The organism is Microbulbifer variabilis, assembly GCF_020524905.1.
Lineage (GTDB): Bacteria > Pseudomonadota > Gammaproteobacteria > Pseudomonadales > Cellvibrionaceae > Microbulbifer > Microbulbifer variabilis_A.
Genome location: NZ_JAIVKI010000011.1, coordinates 18,484 through 33,555, shown reverse-complemented (window position 1 = coordinate 33,555; position 15,072 = coordinate 18,484). Strand labels below are relative to the sequence as shown.

The 15,072-nt window shown below is 43.4% G+C and carries 16 protein-coding genes and 1 pseudogene; 13 read left to right on the top strand and 4 right to left on the bottom strand.

All coding sequences use genetic code 11. The annotated features are described in order from the left end of the window. Positions 1–191: 191 nt before the first annotated feature. Positions 192–1,550, top strand: coding sequence for a serine hydrolase domain-containing protein (locus LC073_RS13290; RefSeq protein WP_226647732.1), 1,359 nt, complete (start codon positions 192–194; stop codon positions 1,548–1,550). Positions 1,551–1,920: 370 nt separating this feature from the next. Here LC073_RS13290 and LC073_RS21960 read toward each other — a convergent pair. Next, positions 1,921–2,031, bottom strand: a pseudogene (locus LC073_RS21960) (carbon storage regulator); the annotation flags it as partial. Between the two features lie 281 nt (positions 2,032–2,312). On the opposite strand from LC073_RS21960, the gene LC073_RS21955 reads away from it, so the two are divergent. The 3 genes from LC073_RS21955 (at position 2,313) to LC073_RS13275 (ending at position 4,360) form a co-directional block, all read left to right on the top strand. Beyond that, on the top strand, positions 2,313–2,729 hold the full coding sequence (locus tag LC073_RS21955; protein ID WP_413231449.1) for a VOC family protein: 417 nt from the start codon (positions 2,313–2,315) through the stop codon (positions 2,727–2,729). Positions 2,730–2,943: 214 nt separating this feature from the next. Further along, on the top strand, positions 2,944–3,417 hold the full coding sequence (locus LC073_RS13280) for a hypothetical protein (RefSeq protein WP_226647731.1): 474 nt from the start codon (positions 2,944–2,946) through the stop codon (positions 3,415–3,417). Positions 3,418–3,853: 436 nt separating this feature from the next. Next, entirely contained in the window at positions 3,854–4,360 is a 507-nt protein-coding gene (locus LC073_RS13275; RefSeq protein ID WP_226647730.1) for a GNAT family N-acetyltransferase, read from the top strand. Positions 4,361–4,583: 223 nt separating this feature from the next. Here LC073_RS13275 and LC073_RS13270 read toward each other — a convergent pair whose 3' ends face one another. Together LC073_RS13270 and LC073_RS13265 are read right to left on the bottom strand one after the other, a co-directional pair. Then, a complete protein-coding gene (locus LC073_RS13270) occupies positions 4,584–4,715 on the bottom strand; it encodes a carbon storage regulator (RefSeq protein WP_226647729.1) in 132 nt (43 codons plus the stop codon). Positions 4,716–5,088: 373 nt separating this feature from the next. Further along, complete coding sequence (locus LC073_RS13265) at positions 5,089–5,916, bottom strand: DUF2306 domain-containing protein (RefSeq protein WP_226647728.1); 828 nt, start codon at positions 5,914–5,916, stop codon at positions 5,089–5,091. Positions 5,917–6,106: 190 nt separating this feature from the next. Here LC073_RS13265 and LC073_RS13260 point away from each other — a divergent pair, with 190 nt between their 5' ends. The 5 genes from LC073_RS13260 to LC073_RS13240 all read left to right on the top strand — a co-directional run bounded on the left by LC073_RS13260 (position 6,107) and on the right by LC073_RS13240 (position 10,355). Continuing rightward, positions 6,107–7,378: a sensor histidine kinase gene (locus LC073_RS13260; RefSeq protein WP_226647727.1), complete on the top strand. Its 1,272-nt coding sequence runs from the start codon at positions 6,107–6,109 to the stop codon at positions 7,376–7,378. Next, complete coding sequence (locus tag LC073_RS13255; protein ID WP_226647726.1) at positions 7,378–8,052, top strand: response regulator; 675 nt, start codon at positions 7,378–7,380, stop codon at positions 8,050–8,052. Before LC073_RS13260 ends, LC073_RS13255 begins: the two co-directional genes overlap by 1 nt. Then, on the top strand, positions 8,039–8,491 hold the full coding sequence (locus tag LC073_RS13250) for a hypothetical protein (protein WP_226647725.1): 453 nt from the start codon (positions 8,039–8,041) through the stop codon (positions 8,489–8,491). The genes LC073_RS13255 and LC073_RS13250 overlap by 14 nt, the downstream gene beginning before the upstream one ends. Before the next feature lie 1,069 nt (positions 8,492–9,560). Next, positions 9,561–9,851, top strand: a complete 291-nt coding sequence (locus LC073_RS13245) for a hypothetical protein (RefSeq protein WP_226647724.1) — start codon at positions 9,561–9,563, stop codon at positions 9,849–9,851. A 261-nt stretch (positions 9,852–10,112) separates the two neighbouring features. Next, positions 10,113–10,355: a hypothetical protein gene (locus LC073_RS13240; protein ID WP_226647723.1), complete on the top strand. Its 243-nt coding sequence runs from the start codon at positions 10,113–10,115 to the stop codon at positions 10,353–10,355. 175 nt (positions 10,356–10,530) lie between these two features. Here the strand turns inward: LC073_RS13240 and csrA are convergent, their stop codons facing one another. Beyond that, positions 10,531–10,710, bottom strand: coding sequence for a carbon storage regulator CsrA (csrA, locus tag LC073_RS13235; RefSeq protein ID WP_226647722.1), 180 nt, complete (start codon positions 10,708–10,710; stop codon positions 10,531–10,533). A gap of 719 nt (positions 10,711–11,429) precedes the next feature. On the opposite strand from csrA, the gene LC073_RS13230 reads away from it, so the two are divergent. The 4 genes from LC073_RS13230 (at position 11,430) to LC073_RS13215 (ending at position 14,995) form a co-directional block, all read left to right on the top strand. After that, on the top strand, positions 11,430–11,747 hold the full coding sequence (locus tag LC073_RS13230) for a DUF4160 domain-containing protein (protein ID WP_226647721.1): 318 nt from the start codon (positions 11,430–11,432) through the stop codon (positions 11,745–11,747). Continuing rightward, on the top strand, positions 11,728–11,976 hold the full coding sequence (locus LC073_RS13225; protein WP_226647720.1) for a DUF2442 domain-containing protein: 249 nt from the start codon (positions 11,728–11,730) through the stop codon (positions 11,974–11,976). Before LC073_RS13230 ends, LC073_RS13225 begins: the two co-directional genes overlap by 20 nt. Before the next feature lie 143 nt (positions 11,977–12,119). Further along, positions 12,120–14,090 (top strand): Piwi domain-containing protein, encoded by a 1,971-nt coding sequence (locus LC073_RS13220; protein ID WP_226647825.1) that lies wholly within the window; start codon positions 12,120–12,122, stop codon positions 14,088–14,090. Further along, positions 14,078–14,995: a hypothetical protein gene (locus LC073_RS13215; protein ID WP_226647719.1), complete on the top strand. Its 918-nt coding sequence runs from the start codon at positions 14,078–14,080 to the stop codon at positions 14,993–14,995. Before LC073_RS13220 ends, LC073_RS13215 begins: the two co-directional genes overlap by 13 nt. The last annotated feature ends 77 nt before the right edge of the window (positions 14,996–15,072 follow it).

The following is a 15,072-nucleotide window of genomic DNA, read 5'->3' as shown; positions in this document are numbered from 1 at the left end:
TATATTTTTTGTGTTTCTGAAAAATGGTTTCTGGTTGGGGCTCAGCCAGTACCTTACAAATCGATGGCGCATCTCCCCGGCAAGCTATATCTCTAATACACGGTTCCGCTGTTACACTCTGGTCGCACATCGCAGTATATAGTTTATAGTACGCTATAAAATTAATCATAATTAAAAATGGAATAAGTAATATGAAAAAGTTAATTCTAAGTATATTCCTTTTGAGTTTTAGTTTGAGTGCATCCATTGCGGATGCTCTCACGAATAGACAAAAGAGCTATGAAAATATTTTGATTGCCAATGTTAAAGCAGATGAGCCTGGAGTGTCTGTTATTGTTAGCCGAAAAGGTAAAGTGTTATACAGGGGAGCGCGTGGCCTTGCAAATCTAGAACACAATATACCATTAACAGCCGATAGTGTATTTCGTTTGGGTTCTATTACTAAGCAGTTCACCGCTGCTGCCATAATGATTTTGCAAGAGCAGGGGAAGCTTTCAATAAGAGATAATATTCATAAATATGTTCCCGATTTCCCAACTGAGGACAACGATGTAACTATTGAAAACCTCTTAACGCACACCTCTGGTATAGCTAATTATACTGATGATGAGGAGTTGTTTGCTAAGGAAATACAGGTTCCAACAACTATCGATGATATGTTGGTTCGCTTTTCTAAACATCCAATGCAGTTCAAAACTGGTGAAGAAATGCGCTACTCAAACACCGGGTATGTTCTGCTGGGAAAAATTATTGAGGTTGCCAGTGGGCAATCCTATGCTGATTTCATTGAGGAAAATATTTTTAAAAAATTAGGTATGCAATCGAGCTATTACGGTAGCTCAAAAATCATCCCCAATAGAGCAAATGGTTATGATTTGACGCCGAATGGTGTAGTTAATGCGATGTATATAGATATGATGTGGCCTCATGCAGCGGGAGCCCTTTTATCTACCGTGAGCGATTTGAATGTTTGGTTTAGTGCTTTGCGGGAAGGTCGTTTGATATCTAAAAAAAGTTATAAAATGATGACTGAACCGTTTAAGTTGAATGATGGTTCAATATCAAGCTATGGTTACGGGTTGGGTGTCCGCAAGTTTAATAAGTATGACATTATTGCACATGGCGGCGGTATACCTGGTTTTGTTACTGATGCTTTTTATGTTCCATCGGAAGACTTATATGTCGCTGTTTTAAGTAATTTGAGTAGCCGCAATCCTAGCTTTATCAGCAAGCTACTGGCAGCCGAAGCGCTTGACATACCTGTGCCTAAATTTGAACCCATCCCACTAGATGAGAGTAAGGTCAAGGGTTTTATGGGCAGTTATAAAGTGGATGCAGACTCTGTGCGGACTTTGTCGCTAGAAAATGGAAAAGTCTTTTCTCAAAGAAATGATGGGCCAAAATTTGAAATCACTCCGATGTCAGAGAACAGTTTCTATTTTGAGGGTGCTTTAATTTATATTGTCATTGAGCAGAATGAAGAGGGTAAGCAGGTTATGAATTTTTATAATGATCTTGCCCTGGAGCCACAGAAGGCAATAAAAATATAATAACCGATTGACATCCTTCTTAGTGATCTAGTCAGGAAAGGTGACTAAAGTTTTCTAGATAGATACCTATGGGTAAAAATTCTAATACATACTTTAATATAAAGTGAGAATGTGAAGTCTCTTTTTAGAGGCTTCATCAAAACAATCTGCTGTAGCATGATGGTTAAATCTGATTAATCTTGACACTCGCCAGGCATGACTTAAGTACAGAAGTCAAGGCTTGATGTATCTTGCTACTTGATAAATTTTTTCCATATCAGAGTATGAGGCTAAGAGTGGTTTTCCTCCTTTTTTGAAATTCTGGTCTCAACGACTTCCATTGTCTACTTTCTGTTCTTTTAAATGAGTACTTAGATCTTTTTACTGTGAATGGGGCTTGGGTACCTATTTTTACTTGACAGCCCTTTACCACTAGTACTGTGACTGAGACATTTAATCGAGTTCTCAGGTTCTCGCCAGTTCGACGCTTTAGCATCAATATGCTCGTTTACTAATGATGTTCAATCTTTAGTTGGGAATTCCATGAGATGGGAGGTTGGTAAGTGATGTCTGATGGGTGAAAAGGGCGGGGGCGCAGAATAGAGAAAGGCGGGTACTAGGCTCCCAGAGATTGGCGGGTTGCTTCGGCGTGTTGAATATACATCACCCTTATTTCGTCGATGCTAATTTGGCTCTTAATGTATTGTTTAACTCTTAACTTCAGTCAGCAGCTTTGTCGCTGTATACTTTTACAAGTGGAAAGTCCATGGTTATCGCGGTTGTATCTTTGAGAGAGGAGAGCTAGCTATTAAGCCATTCCATCTCTCGTTCGTTGTTCCAGACCTAAAAAAGGCGAGGGAGTTCTACGTAAACCTACTTGGCTGTGCTGTAGGCCGAGATACAGGAGAATGGATTGATGTAATATTTTATGGGCATCAAATTACTATACATCAAGAGAGAGATGGAATAGTAGCCAAGCCTATAGATCACTTCGGCCCTTTACTGGAGAAAGAGCAGTGGGGTGAGGTCTTAGCTTTACTAAAAGCAAATTCGATCCCATTTGTGCTTGAGCCTCTAGTGAAAGGTGAGAATTCAGAAAATGAGGCTGGCAAATTTGTGGTTAAAGACCCGGAGGGCAACTTACTTGAGTTTAAATACTACAACAACTTTGCTGACACTGTAGTTAGTAAGAATACATAACAAAAAAGACAGCTGGTGCTGACATTGTGCGCTTCTTTAAGAGTTAATTCGATAATCAAGGCTTGATGTATTTTTTCGCCTAACAAGGTTTAACATCTATAGAGGAGGCTTGGTTGAGGCATCCTTCCTTTGAGAATCTGCTCTCAATGCTTTCCATTACCTGCTCGTAGTGGTCTAATTTTTTAATTAACTGTTAGGTTGCCGGAGAAAAATCGTGATAATTGATAGTTCAAACTGCGAAAGAGGGCTGAGTGCAATGATGCATGCTTCTTTCTTTTACTATCAGCTTCTGGATGAAGGAGGTTTTTCTTGCGGGCAAACTGCATTTTGGTTGTTTGACGATGGTACTTGTTGGGATTGGCTGAATGTAAAAGTTATCGAGCCACCAAATGTTAGCCTTGGAGTCAACGAAGCCTTTATTCGAGAGGCAGCTCTTATATACACCCTATGTCTCTTGATTAACGATCTCTATGAGTTAGGCCCAGAGGAATTTCAAATACGTGGAAATCCCGCTGTGGAAACTCTTAAAAGGATCGGCGTCAAACTGATGCCGGAAGTATCCCGATTATTAGAATGCGTTCAGGCATACACTAAAAATTTACAGTTAGGCGAGATAGATATCGTATTGGATGAAATATTTGAAAAGTATGTAAGAGGCCGGTTTGTCCGCCTTGTGAAGCGGAGGTAAGTATACAAGTAGCGGTGCATTCGCACGTTACCTACGCTGGACTTGCAACAAGTTGCTCGCCTGTGTGGCGGCCGATAATGCGATAAAGAAGCTGACTGTATCTTGCCGCCTAACAAAGTTTAACTTCTATAGAGGAGGCTTGATTGGGTCTCCCTTGATGGCGAATCTGTTCTCTACATCCTCCATTGCCTACTTTTCGTTATTTTTCAATGCGCACTTAGATCTCTTTACGGTGGGTGGGGGCTGATTTAGAGGTATGGATGCCAGTTTGATTATCTTACAACTACAGCCCTAGTCCCTTTGAGGATAAATGCTATCTAGTGAGTGCAGAGTTATATTCTTACTATAGTCAGGCTGATGAGTTTTGGGGTTGTTGAGAAATATGATATAGATGCTGATTTTGGATTAACAGTTAACTTCTTTAAGAGATAAAAAATTGGATATTAAAATTCGTAATGAGAATAAAGGAGATGTTGAGCCGATTCATCGGGTTACTGTGCTAGCTTTTCGAGATGCTCCATATTCTGATCACACCGAGCAGTTTATCGTTAGGGCTCTTCGCAAGGCTGATGCGTTATTTTTATCTCAGGTGGCTGAATCAGATGGGGAAATTGTAGGGCACGTTGCCATTTCTCCAGTAAACATTTCTGATGGCTCGGCCAACTGGTTTGGGCTTGGGCCGATTTCAGTGTTGCCTGAGTATCAAGGTCGGGGGGTTGGCTCAAAACTTATGGAGAATGCCCTTGCTGACCTCAAAGAACAGGGGGCCGCGGGCTGTGTAGTACTTGGGGACCCTAATTACTATGGGCGCTTTGGCTTCAAGGTTGTAGATGGGTTGGTTTTTCCTGGGGTTCCTGCGGAGTACTTCCAGGCACTGTCATTTGGTAGCAGTTTTCCGCAGGGAAAGGTTGCGTACCACGAGGCATTTTCGGCGCAAGGCTAAGAATCGGCTACACAGCGACTGACTTTCTACCGGTTTGTGGCTCTAGGCCGACGCGTGACGAGAATGATAGTGAGTTAAGTACGGTTTATACAACGTTGTCTGCTAGGGGGGAGCCTCTATAGAGATTGAAGCTCTATAGGGGTCTCCTTTCTTGGCGAATCTACTTTAAACGCCTTCCATCGTCTGCTTTTCGTTCACTTTCGATACGTATATAGATCTCTTCTTAGTGGATGGGGAGGGATTTGGGAGCGTGGATGTCTATTTTTTCTTGATTGCCTTCCACTTCCGGTACGGTGACTGAGATATTTGTCCCAATTCTTGGGTTTTCGTCAATTCGGCTCTTTAGGATCCACATGGTTATTTTCTACGTGTGATCAAGCAGTCGATGGCCATCCCATGATGGGGAAACTTGGTAAGTGAAATTTAAGGGCAGAGTGGGGCGGGGGCGCTGGGCGCAGAATGCAGAATAGTGAAAGGCGAGCGCTTGGCTAGTCAGAGCTTGAGGCGTCGCTGCAATTTGATACGTGTACTTCACCTTTAAAGTGTTCATATCCTTTTTGCTAGCTGTCCTCTAGTATTTTTTAATCCTCTGTTTCAGCTAAGACTTTTTGTGGTTTACACCTTTATTTGGTGGGTATCCAGAATTACAGCGGCTGTAGAATTCCACTAATCGTAGAACTCTACAGCCAAATCATCAGAAGAACTTCAGGATAATCTGGCCGAGCATCTTAGATCCGTGGCAACCACAGACCCATCGTAGCGGCAAAAATACCAATGGCCATAAACACAGTCAGAGGTATCAGGGTACTGACAAAAGCAATTTGGGTACCCTGTCTGGCCGCACGCTTTTGACAGTGAAAATACCACTCGAGCATGGCCAGCGGGAGCAGGTATTGACCGAAGCCCAGGGCATATAGGAACGGCCCGGTAAAAGATTTCCATTCGATTCCCCAGCCGCCGGTGAGCATTGCCCAGCCCATCAGAGCCACACGAAAGAACCACACTGCACTGGCAGCCAAAAAAAGGCGCATGGCCCAGCGGCGGTGCTCAGCAATGCGCCTGGTCATCGCGGTGCGCACTGCCAAAAAGGCAAACACTAGAATCAGTATACCGTCCATGGTGATGCTGATTTGCGATACCAGATTACCAAAGGTGTGCCGCGTCCAGGTCATGTACATCCCAGCAATACTGATGATGACGGCTGTCAGCAGATAGCTACGCCCCAGCCAGCGATGGAAGTTGGGGGCATGTCGTCGCACTGAAGGGACCAGCTGCAGGGGCCCGCCGCCGATCACAATCGCGGCCAGGAGCACGTGACTTGCAGATGCCAGGTTGCCCAGGGTATCCCCCTCGCGGAAGCCTGTTGGCAGGTGCAGCCCCTTTAAGCCGTACAATCCAGACTCGGCGATGGGTGGGTAAAATACGGCCAAAATATAGGCAAAGAAGATCGCATGGCCAATGGCCGCGACATAAAACCAGGTTTTTACTGACAGGTTAACGGCCCGCCGAGTGTCGAGTGGTCGCGGCAGTGTTTGGCTGAGTACAGCGTCGTTCATGGGGCTTCTCCAGGCGATGTTGGTCCGTGTTAGGTCTGAGTGTGCTTGCCGAGCATGTTCGACTTTTTCAGATCTACGCACATCGGCCACAGGCAGGAATCGGACCTCCCCCAAAAGGTGGAGATGCTCCCGCTTCCGCCTCCCCTGAAAGTCCCATGACAGCTGTTTGCACCTGGTTTAGCATGCGGAAATGAAAACCTCGTCCCTAAATACACCTGCGTCGAATCCGCCCAACGCCAGCCTGGAATTACCCAAGCTTCCTGTATGGCAGCCCTTTCGCGGACCCTTCGAGCGCTGGCCGCACCTGACCGACCTGCTCATTGCTCTGCTCATGTTCTTGCTAACGCTGCTGATGTGGTCGCGCGGTGATTCGCGTGAGGTGTTGGCCCTGCAGAACCTGTGGGATGTCATTGCTTTCCAGTGTGCGTTCATCGGCTCCTTCGCTCTGTTGTGGCGTCGCACACACCCCTGGCAGGTACAGGCCGTTATTCTCGGCGCAACAATATTGCTGGAGTTGGGTTTACCGGCGGATGGCATCGTCGCCATGGCGGTTTCGCTGTATAGCCTTGGCCGGTACGAGGCCAATACCCGGGCCAGCTTTATTGTGGCCATCGCAACTCTGGTATTTGTGGCGTTTGACAAGGGTATTCCGGTTCAGCCAACGGCGGCAGGCACGGTAACGGTGATGTTGGTATGGGCGTTGTGGTATATCGGTCGCCGGCTGCGCTTTCGCGGCGAATATCTGCGCTTGCTGGAAGAGAGAGCTAAATATTTGGAGCGTGAACGCACTGCCGAATCCGAGCGCGCGGTAGCGGCCGAGCGCACTCGAATCGCTCGCGAGATGCATGATGTGGTGGCGCATCAGGTGAGCCTTATGACTGTGCAGGCTGGTGCCGCCAGGGCCATCAGCCGCAATAACCCGCAAGCCGCCAATGAGGCCATGGCCTCTGTGGAGGCTGCTGGCCGTCAGGCCATGACAGAAATGCGCCATTTGCTCGGCGTACTGCGCCCCACCGGTGACGACACTGCACTCACCCCCCAACCGGACCTCAATGATTTGCCAGCTCTGATCGACAAGGTCCGGCAGGTATTAAGTGAGGTCGACTACAAAGCTCACGGCGCGCTGGAGACCGTAGCGACCAGCATCGCGCTCGCCACCTATCGCATCGTTCAGGAATCTCTCACTAATGTCATTAAGCACGTTGGAGCCGCAGCGCGGGTGCAAGTGAGTGTACGCGTAGAGCATGGCACTCTTACGATTCATGTGCGCGATGACGGAAACACCACTGGCGACGGGCCCATGGTGGAAATAACTATTGACGAGCAGCCCGGTGGTGGACACGGCATTGCAGGCATGCGCGAGCGCGCAGAACAGCTCGGTGGCCATCTGTATTCGGGTGCGGTCGATGGTGGTGGTTTTGAGGTATATGCACAACTACCTACAGGAATGGTGAAAAGATAATGTTGCGAGTGATGGTGGTAGACGACCAGGCTTTGGTGCGACGCGGCTTTGCCCTAATCCTGGACAACGAGCCCGATATTGAAGTGGTTGCCGAGGCCGGTACCGGCATCGAGGCAGTTGAAGCCGCACGAGCGCATCAGCCGGATATCATTCTGATGGATATCCGCATGCCGGAGATGGACGGGCTGGAAGCCACGGCACGCATCCTGGAAGCGAGCGATGCAATTTGCCGCATTATTATTTTGACCACGTTCGATCCCGATGAATTCGTGTTTCGCGCACTGCGGGCTGGTGCCAGTGGTTTTGTGCTCAAAGATATTCCCCCAGAGGCGCTGGTGCAGGCAGTACGCACCGTAGCAGAGGGCGGTGCCATGCTTGCACCGGGCATCACTCAACGCCTGATCAGCCAGTTCGCACAGAAATTGGGGACAGGGCACAATCTGGCAGAACGCCTGGAGCGCCTCACTACTCGCGAGCGCGAAGTACTGGAGGCCATCGCCGCCGGCAAGAGTAATGCCGAGATTGCCGAGACCCTATTTATTGGCCCAGCCACCGTGAAAACCCACGTTTCCAGCTTGCTTTCCAAACTCGGGCTGCGAGATCGCGCACAAGCGGTCGTGTTCGCTTACGAATGTGGCCTGGCCACCGTGGGGGAACGCGATGTCGGATTCTAGATCAACACGTGTTTTGCAGCGGAATGCACTGTATCGACTTGCTGCCATCGGCGCAGTAATTCTGGGGCTGTTCCTCACCCTCGGAGCCCAGGGCCACTTTGTTGCAATCTGGCCAATGGTAATCAGCGAAGGAATGGATTTATCCCACGGCTTGCTACTGATGTTGCCCGGTGTGATGCTCGCTGGCACAGCGGTGTTAAACCTTCTGCTCTGCAAACCACTCTGGCAAGAACGTGCCTACGCCCTTAACGTTACGCTTACGGGTAATCTGCTTACTATGAGCTACTTGTTCTACCTGATGATACGCGGCGTACCTAATCACCCTATTGGTGTTTTCCTCGCACTGGAGATGTCGTTTGTATTACTGCTCGTAGTAACAAGGGCGGGACTGATCTGGCCTGCGGTAGCAGAAGCGCCGGTTGAGAAGGGCATGCAGTAATGTTTGCGCTCGGGGACTGTACCAGCTACCCGATGTCTTAAACCTCAAGGTTGTTTTTTAACTTGCTAGTTTCTTTTTTTCGAAGTCAGACAAATAGATTTTTCTATGTACCTTTGAAGTCATAACCAGGTCGTGTTTTTCGCAAAACAACTTCCCTTGTCAGAATGATATTTCTCACCATCAAAACTTCTTTAGAGAAACATCTGCAGGGTAGTGCTACCTCAAAGTGACTGGAATCGAATCTTTCCGATAAGCGCGTTGCTTTTTCTCCGCAGTTCGATCGATAGCTTCCTATGTAAACCTTTCAGAAATAAAATCTGGCAACACGATTAATGTAAATGCCTATCTTTAATTGATTTCCTTTCATTTCGAGCACTGTGATTAAGACAGCGGTTCCAACCTTAAGTTTTCGCCGCTTACTGGTTTTTGGATCAACCTCTTTGTTTCCCACCGATACTCAAGCCATGGGTGGGCATTTCTTGGTGGGGAAGCTTAGTAAGTGATGCCCTTATAAGAATGGGGAGCGCGGCAGCAGTGTGGGCAGAATAGGAATATGCGGAGCGAAGTCCCTATAACTAGCTGCCCCATGATACTTTATTTGACTCCCCTCTTCAGCCAATAGCCCTGGCGGTTTATACTTTTAACTTGGTGGGTGCCCAGGGTTACACCAAACAGTGATATTAAGTTCAAAGGAGTGTTCAAATAGATAATGGAACAATTTAAGATACTCACGGATTTGAGAGATTATATTAAGAAGCTCGCGGAGAATGAAGGAACAGTTTTTGGGCGCCCCTTATCTGAGGGCGCTCAGCTTTTCAGCAAACTGGTAGCACCTAAAATCAATATATAAGCTGAAAGCATCTAAAAACCCTGGGAAAAATGTCGACGTATTTTGGTTTTTGGAGAAGTCAGATTTGCCACCTGATTTAAAATTTGTGCAAGATCAGAAAGATAATAGACACTACTTTCTAACCATTATGAGGAGAATGACGGTTTCTCAACTAGTCCAAAAGCTCCAGATGGTTGCTGATCGTATGAGTGTAATAAGAGATGGTACGAAGGTGATAGGATGATTAATTATAAATTGCCCGAGGAGAAAGAGTTTCTTTTGCATTATGCAGAGTTACTCACTGATAAAAAAAGCCTTGAGATTATCAATTCGGGATCTTTGGTTAATAAAGAAGAGGCCATTCGCTTCGCTGAGTTTTTCTGGAGAACTGTTAGCGAGTCTAACAAGCAAGATGAAAAGAAAGGTGAGAGCAGTGAATATATCCTTGAGAAAATCATCATTACGTTGATGGCCTATTTTCGTTCAGCCGGTTATGAAGATGAATGGGAAGAGGTAACTGATAAAAATTAGTGTAAACAGATTGCAGCAATGCTAACTATGTCTTGAACTCAGCTGATCCTCCTAATTAGTGTTGATTTTTCAGTTATAGGGGGTGGGGCTGCCTCCATTGTGAATCTGCTCCCACCGCGCTTTCAGCGCCTACTATTTGTTCTCTTTTGATAGGCATAATAGTATCGCTCCAACAGCAAACATGCCCCTCGATGAATTCAAGGGGCTACTTTCAAAACTGGCATTAAAATGTCAGAAGGTATTCAAAAAGCAGATTGAGTTATGACACATATAAAAGAAATGAACTCATCACTATGTGATTGGGAAGCCCGGATAATACTTGAAGCAATAACTCATGAAGCTGAGCGTTTAAAGTCTATTTGTGAAACATCTGAAGATGAGGATGAAGTGGCAGATGCTGGGAATGATTATCTAGAAGTTATTGGCCTCAAGGAACGTTTAGAAAATCAAGCAATAGAAGTTTTTGGTCAACAAATTACCAATTTCAGTAGGGAACTACTTTAGCTCTAACAAGTTATTGTGCTGATGTATTGCCCTCAAAGTTGCCTGTCCGAGCAAGCATTAGCAAAACTCAGGCCCTAACTATTAGGTTACGGCTCAGCAAAGAGCTAGATTTGTTAACTAAAGGAAGGAGGATCGTTTGGAGCCTCCCTCCTTGGTGAGCCTTCCCTCAACACCCTCAATTGCCTACTTTGTGTTCTTCTTTAATGCGCACAAAGATCTCTTCTCGATGGACGGGGAGCGATTTGGGGGCGCGGATGCCTATCTTTACTTGATTTCCTTTTACTTCCAACACTGTGATCGAGACATTCGTTCCAATTCTTAGGTTCTCGCCTGTTCGGCGCTTTAGGATCAGCATGTTTGTTTCCTAGCGATACTCAAGCCGTGGGTGGGCATTCCTTGATGGGGAAGATTGGTAAGTGATACTTGGTGGAAGAGTGGGGTGGGGCGCGGGGGCGGTGGGCGCAGAATAGGAAAAGGCGGGCGCTAGGCTCCCAGAGCTTAGGGAATTGCTCCAAGCTGCTGATTGTGCTCCACTTTATTGAAGACGAGCGGGTTTCTAGCGTAGTATGCATACAGCCATCTTGATACTTATCTTATCAATTTGGTTAGCTGGCCCCTGGTGTTGCAGCACCTTGGGTCAGCGCCTTCTCTCTATTCTTACTTCACGCTACAGTTCTCCTGCTAATGAGTATGTCTTTTAGAAAATTTTTGGAGCCCTTTAAGATGTGGGCCTAAAAGAAGGTTGTGAGCAATAGCTAGCAACGCTGGTAGATGATTGTTGATTTTACGCAGCTTTGATGTATGAAAAAACCTAATAAATTCCATTAAGATAATTTTAGCGCCTATATTTCTACAAGTTCTAGTTTTGAGAAATCTCAAATTTCTAATAGGTATCTGATGTTTATCTATTTTCCTCTTCAGTCAGTGCGTATGGCGGGTTATAATTTTTGATTGGTGTGGCATGTATAGTCTTGTCAACCTTTAATACTGTGGTAAACATCCAATATTTTTTGCCATAAGCAGATTGCTATCGTGCTATTGGACTCAATAGGCCAGCTTCACAAGGAGGATGTGATGCCTAAACTATATCAATATCTTGGGATTACTCTTTTCTTTTATAGTAATGAGCATGAGCCAATCCATGTTCATGCGAAATATGAAGGTAAAGAAAGTAAAGCAGAAATCCACTTCTTTCATGGTAAAATTAGTAAGATCATAATTAAAGATAAGGGTCAAGGCCTAGACTCCAAGAAGAGGAAAGACTTTGAAGAATTTGTTAACGTATATGCTGATGAAATCGTAGAGAAGTGGGTTTCATATTTTGTCAAAAAACAGCCAATCGCTACAAAGGTGATTACGCAGAGAGTTAAAAATGTCAGAAATTTTGGTTGATTCTGTTCGTCATATCAAATCTCATATTCTTGAGATTACGTTCAATGATGGCCATACGCAGATTGTGGATTTTGCCCCCTTTATTTATTCTGTTAGGCATCCGGATTATGAGCAATACAAGTCTGAAGAGAAATTTCTTGAATATGAAATCATAGATGGAAATTTGAACTGGGATGATTACACAATGATTTTTCCAGTAGAGGATCTGTACGCAAACAAGATAATTTGAAGTGTATGGTAAAGTGATGGCTAAGGTTTAAATCACAGTTTGTCCAGATCGTTGAGTGGTTTTTACCGGTGATGGTTGTTTTAGAGCAATATTTTTAGTGATTTGAGTGGTGACCTTTCAAAGGGAGTTGATCTTTGAGTTACATGATGAGCCAGAACCAGCTGTGGTCTAATTTTGCTGAGATTGAGTTGGATTCCAATGAGGTTGAGCTATATTCATCTCCTTATTCTTATGAGTTTTTCAAAAAATGTATTTCGGAAAATGATAGTGGATATTTTTTTTACAGGAATTCAAATGAGATATATGCCCTCCCTGAAATGGATAATCTATCACCGCCGTCTGGTTTTAAAAAAAATATAGTTACCAGTAATCAGTCACCTTACGTTTTTACTAAGCTTATAGACATTGCATTTAAGTTGTTCTTTGAGTCATTAGAAAGAAAAGTTTACCGGAAAAAATATTCTTCTACGTCGAGCTTTGATATAGCTTCAGAAGAGCCGTTTAGAATTGGTGAATTGAAGTTAGTTCCCAGGTGTGAATACTCTGTTAACCATATTGTAAAGCCAAATAAAGTGCTTTTTATAATAAGTATATCTAAAGAGTACAAGCCAGAATTTGAGCAATCTTTAGGTGTATATAAAGAGCAGGGTATAGATATCCGAGATTGGGATTTTCAAGATGAAAGGATTGTAGCGACAAGATCAAATGTAAAGAAGTATTTGGAGAGAACTAATCTTCAAGTAAAATATGATGCTGAAATTGAGCGTCTACGAAGCAAAGAGACTGAGTTTGAGTTTATTGATAAAACTTTTGCTTATTTGAAGAGTAATTTTGCGTTACTAAACTCTCCATCTGTTAAATTTAAATCCATATCGTTCCTATCTCTTCCGAATGCTAACTTTGAACGTGTGTTCATTAAAAAGCCAACCCTTTACTACTACAATAAAAATACGACTAGAGGCTTCACTAATGTGGCTTTGGAGCAGCTAAAGCCCTTGAGTTTTGATGTGTTTAATGTAAGAAGTGTTTCTATTTGTACGTTTATACCTAAGTCTGATGCCAAGCAGTGTGAAAGATTTATAGTTAACATTCGGAAAAAGCTGGCTGATATATTTCATCTGGTTAATGTGGAGATTAAAACATACTATGTGGGTAATGATAGGAGAGAGCATCTAAAAATAATATCAACGCTGGAAAATAAGCAATTTGATTTGGCGATACTTTTTCTGTTTAGGGTTGATAAGAATCAAAGATTAAATGAGTCTGCCTATAATCGTTTAAAAGCAAAGTTAATAAGTAAGCAAATTCCATCTCAGTCAGTTCTTGTGGAGAATGCCAGGGTAAATAATGAAATTACACTTAGAAATGTTTCTCTAAATTTATATTCTAAGCTTGGTGGTACACCATGGTCCATAGAGAAGGAAGGTATTGATGAGAATGAATTTATTATTGGAGTTGGTTCGACAATAAATGAAGAGGGTGTAAGGAATATAGGGTTTGCAAGTGTATTTGACCATTTTGGCTCTTACATGGTTGGTAGTTGTAGCCCGCTCTGTAAAATTGAAGACTATAGGGATAGTCTTCAAAGTTATCTATCTTCGATTTTGAATGAAATCATCGATTCTAGAAGTATTGCTAAGCATTCAAAAATTAGGCTTGTTTTTCATTTGTTTAAAGATGCCAGCAAGAAATATGAGTTGTCTGCTATTAATCAATGTTTGGAGGAGTTTTCTGAATATGAAATTGAATATGCGATTGTGAATATTAGCTACAACCACTCTTTTAAAATGTTTAATAATGTGACTGAGCAATTAGTGCGTGGCTGCTTTATTAAAATGTCAGATAGTTATGCACTACTTTGTATGGGAGGCAAAGGGTCTCGACCTTTGCAAATAAAGCTAGATACTAGGTCAACTTATAAGGATTTGTTTGAATTAAGCAAGCAGATTCTATTTTTTGCTCACCTATCCCATCGTTCATTTATACCAGCCAATAGCCCAGTTACAACGATTTATCCACAACGCTTGGCGAAGCTGACAAGTGATTTGTTAACAGTAAATCATTGGGATGTTGATATGCTTCATGGAATGAAGGAGAAGCTGTGGTTTATCTAAATGATTTATTAAGTAGGTTGCTTAGTGGGGCCTCGGAAAGAGATATATCTTTATATAGATTTTTACATGGAAGAAAACACTCAATTCGAGTAGCGCCAAATGATATTGAAAGTGAGCTGTGCTTTAAGGCTTTTGTTGATGGAGATGGAGATGGAGATGGAGATGGAGATGGAGATGGAGATGGAGATAGAGGGGCAATCTTATTAAAATTGAAGAAAATTAAACCTTTTAAAGGATTACACTATAGCAATAATCTTGTTCTTCTTACTGCCGCAGCGCTAATAGATATAGCGAGTGAAGAGTCCAACATTAAAAAATTTCTTTCTGTAAGAGGTTACAAAGAACAGTTGATAATTAACTCGGCACTAGGTTCGAATTATGTAGAGTCATGTAATACTTTTACACCAATTGACCATCTGGCCTATTTAATTCAAGAAAATGAATTTATTTCTGAAAAGGAAATACAGCAGTGTTTAACTTCTGTTTGCGATTTATATGATTTGTTTGTCCTGGAGAGAGCTATAGCTAGGAGTGTTCTTCAGTCAAATGAAGAGAATAATTTTCAGTCCTATGTGGATCTGGTGAGAGCGCAAAATATAGCTTTAAACAGAGTTGAATTTGCTTCTTTTTTGTTTTTGTTTTTGGCTCTTTGTTATCTGATGTATTTAACTTTTCCACCAATTGTTAGTTTAGTTGTTGAAAGTTGGGATACTTTGGAGCCCTATGCATATCTTCTAGATAAAACGGCTTTAGGGATTGTTTTGATTACAGGTGTAGTGATTGCAACAAAGGTGGATTCTATTAAGTCTAGATTTAGGAAGTTTGTGCTTAAAGGGATTTACAAGTTGTTAGGGGTTGATTACCCTAGTTATGTAAATTTAAAAAAAACTTTAAGAATAGAGTAACATAATGATATGAAATGTTAGGCTTCTATAATGCACAATCTCTGTAAACTCAACAAACGTAGTTTAGGAGATAGCTT

Excerpts from the sequence above, each read along its gene's own strand:
- LC073_RS13290 (WP_226647732.1), top strand. The coding sequence starts at position 192 with ATGAAAAAGTTAATTCTAAGTATATTCCTTTTGAGTTTTAGTTTGAGT.
- LC073_RS13270 (WP_226647729.1), bottom strand. The coding sequence starts at position 4,715 with ATGTGGATCCTAAAGAGCCGAATTGACGAAAACCCAAGAATTGGGACA.
- LC073_RS13265 (WP_226647728.1), bottom strand. The coding sequence starts at position 5,916 with ATGAACGACGCTGTACTCAGCCAAACACTGCCGCGACCACTCGACACT.
- LC073_RS13260 (WP_226647727.1), top strand. The coding sequence starts at position 6,107 with ATGAAAACCTCGTCCCTAAATACACCTGCGTCGAATCCGCCCAACGCC.
- LC073_RS13255 (WP_226647726.1), top strand. The coding sequence starts at position 7,378 with ATGTTGCGAGTGATGGTGGTAGACGACCAGGCTTTGGTGCGACGCGGC.
- LC073_RS13250 (WP_226647725.1), top strand. The coding sequence starts at position 8,039 with ATGTCGGATTCTAGATCAACACGTGTTTTGCAGCGGAATGCACTGTAT.
- LC073_RS13245 (WP_226647724.1), top strand. The coding sequence starts at position 9,561 with ATGATTAATTATAAATTGCCCGAGGAGAAAGAGTTTCTTTTGCATTAT.
- LC073_RS13240 (WP_226647723.1), top strand. The coding sequence starts at position 10,113 with ATGACACATATAAAAGAAATGAACTCATCACTATGTGATTGGGAAGCC.
- csrA (WP_226647722.1), bottom strand. The coding sequence starts at position 10,710 with ATGCTGATCCTAAAGCGCCGAACAGGCGAGAACCTAAGAATTGGAACG.
- LC073_RS13230 (WP_226647721.1), top strand. The coding sequence starts at position 11,430 with ATGCCTAAACTATATCAATATCTTGGGATTACTCTTTTCTTTTATAGT.
- LC073_RS13225 (WP_226647720.1), top strand. The coding sequence starts at position 11,728 with ATGTCAGAAATTTTGGTTGATTCTGTTCGTCATATCAAATCTCATATT.
- LC073_RS13220 (WP_226647825.1), top strand. The coding sequence starts at position 12,120 with ATGATGAGCCAGAACCAGCTGTGGTCTAATTTTGCTGAGATTGAGTTG.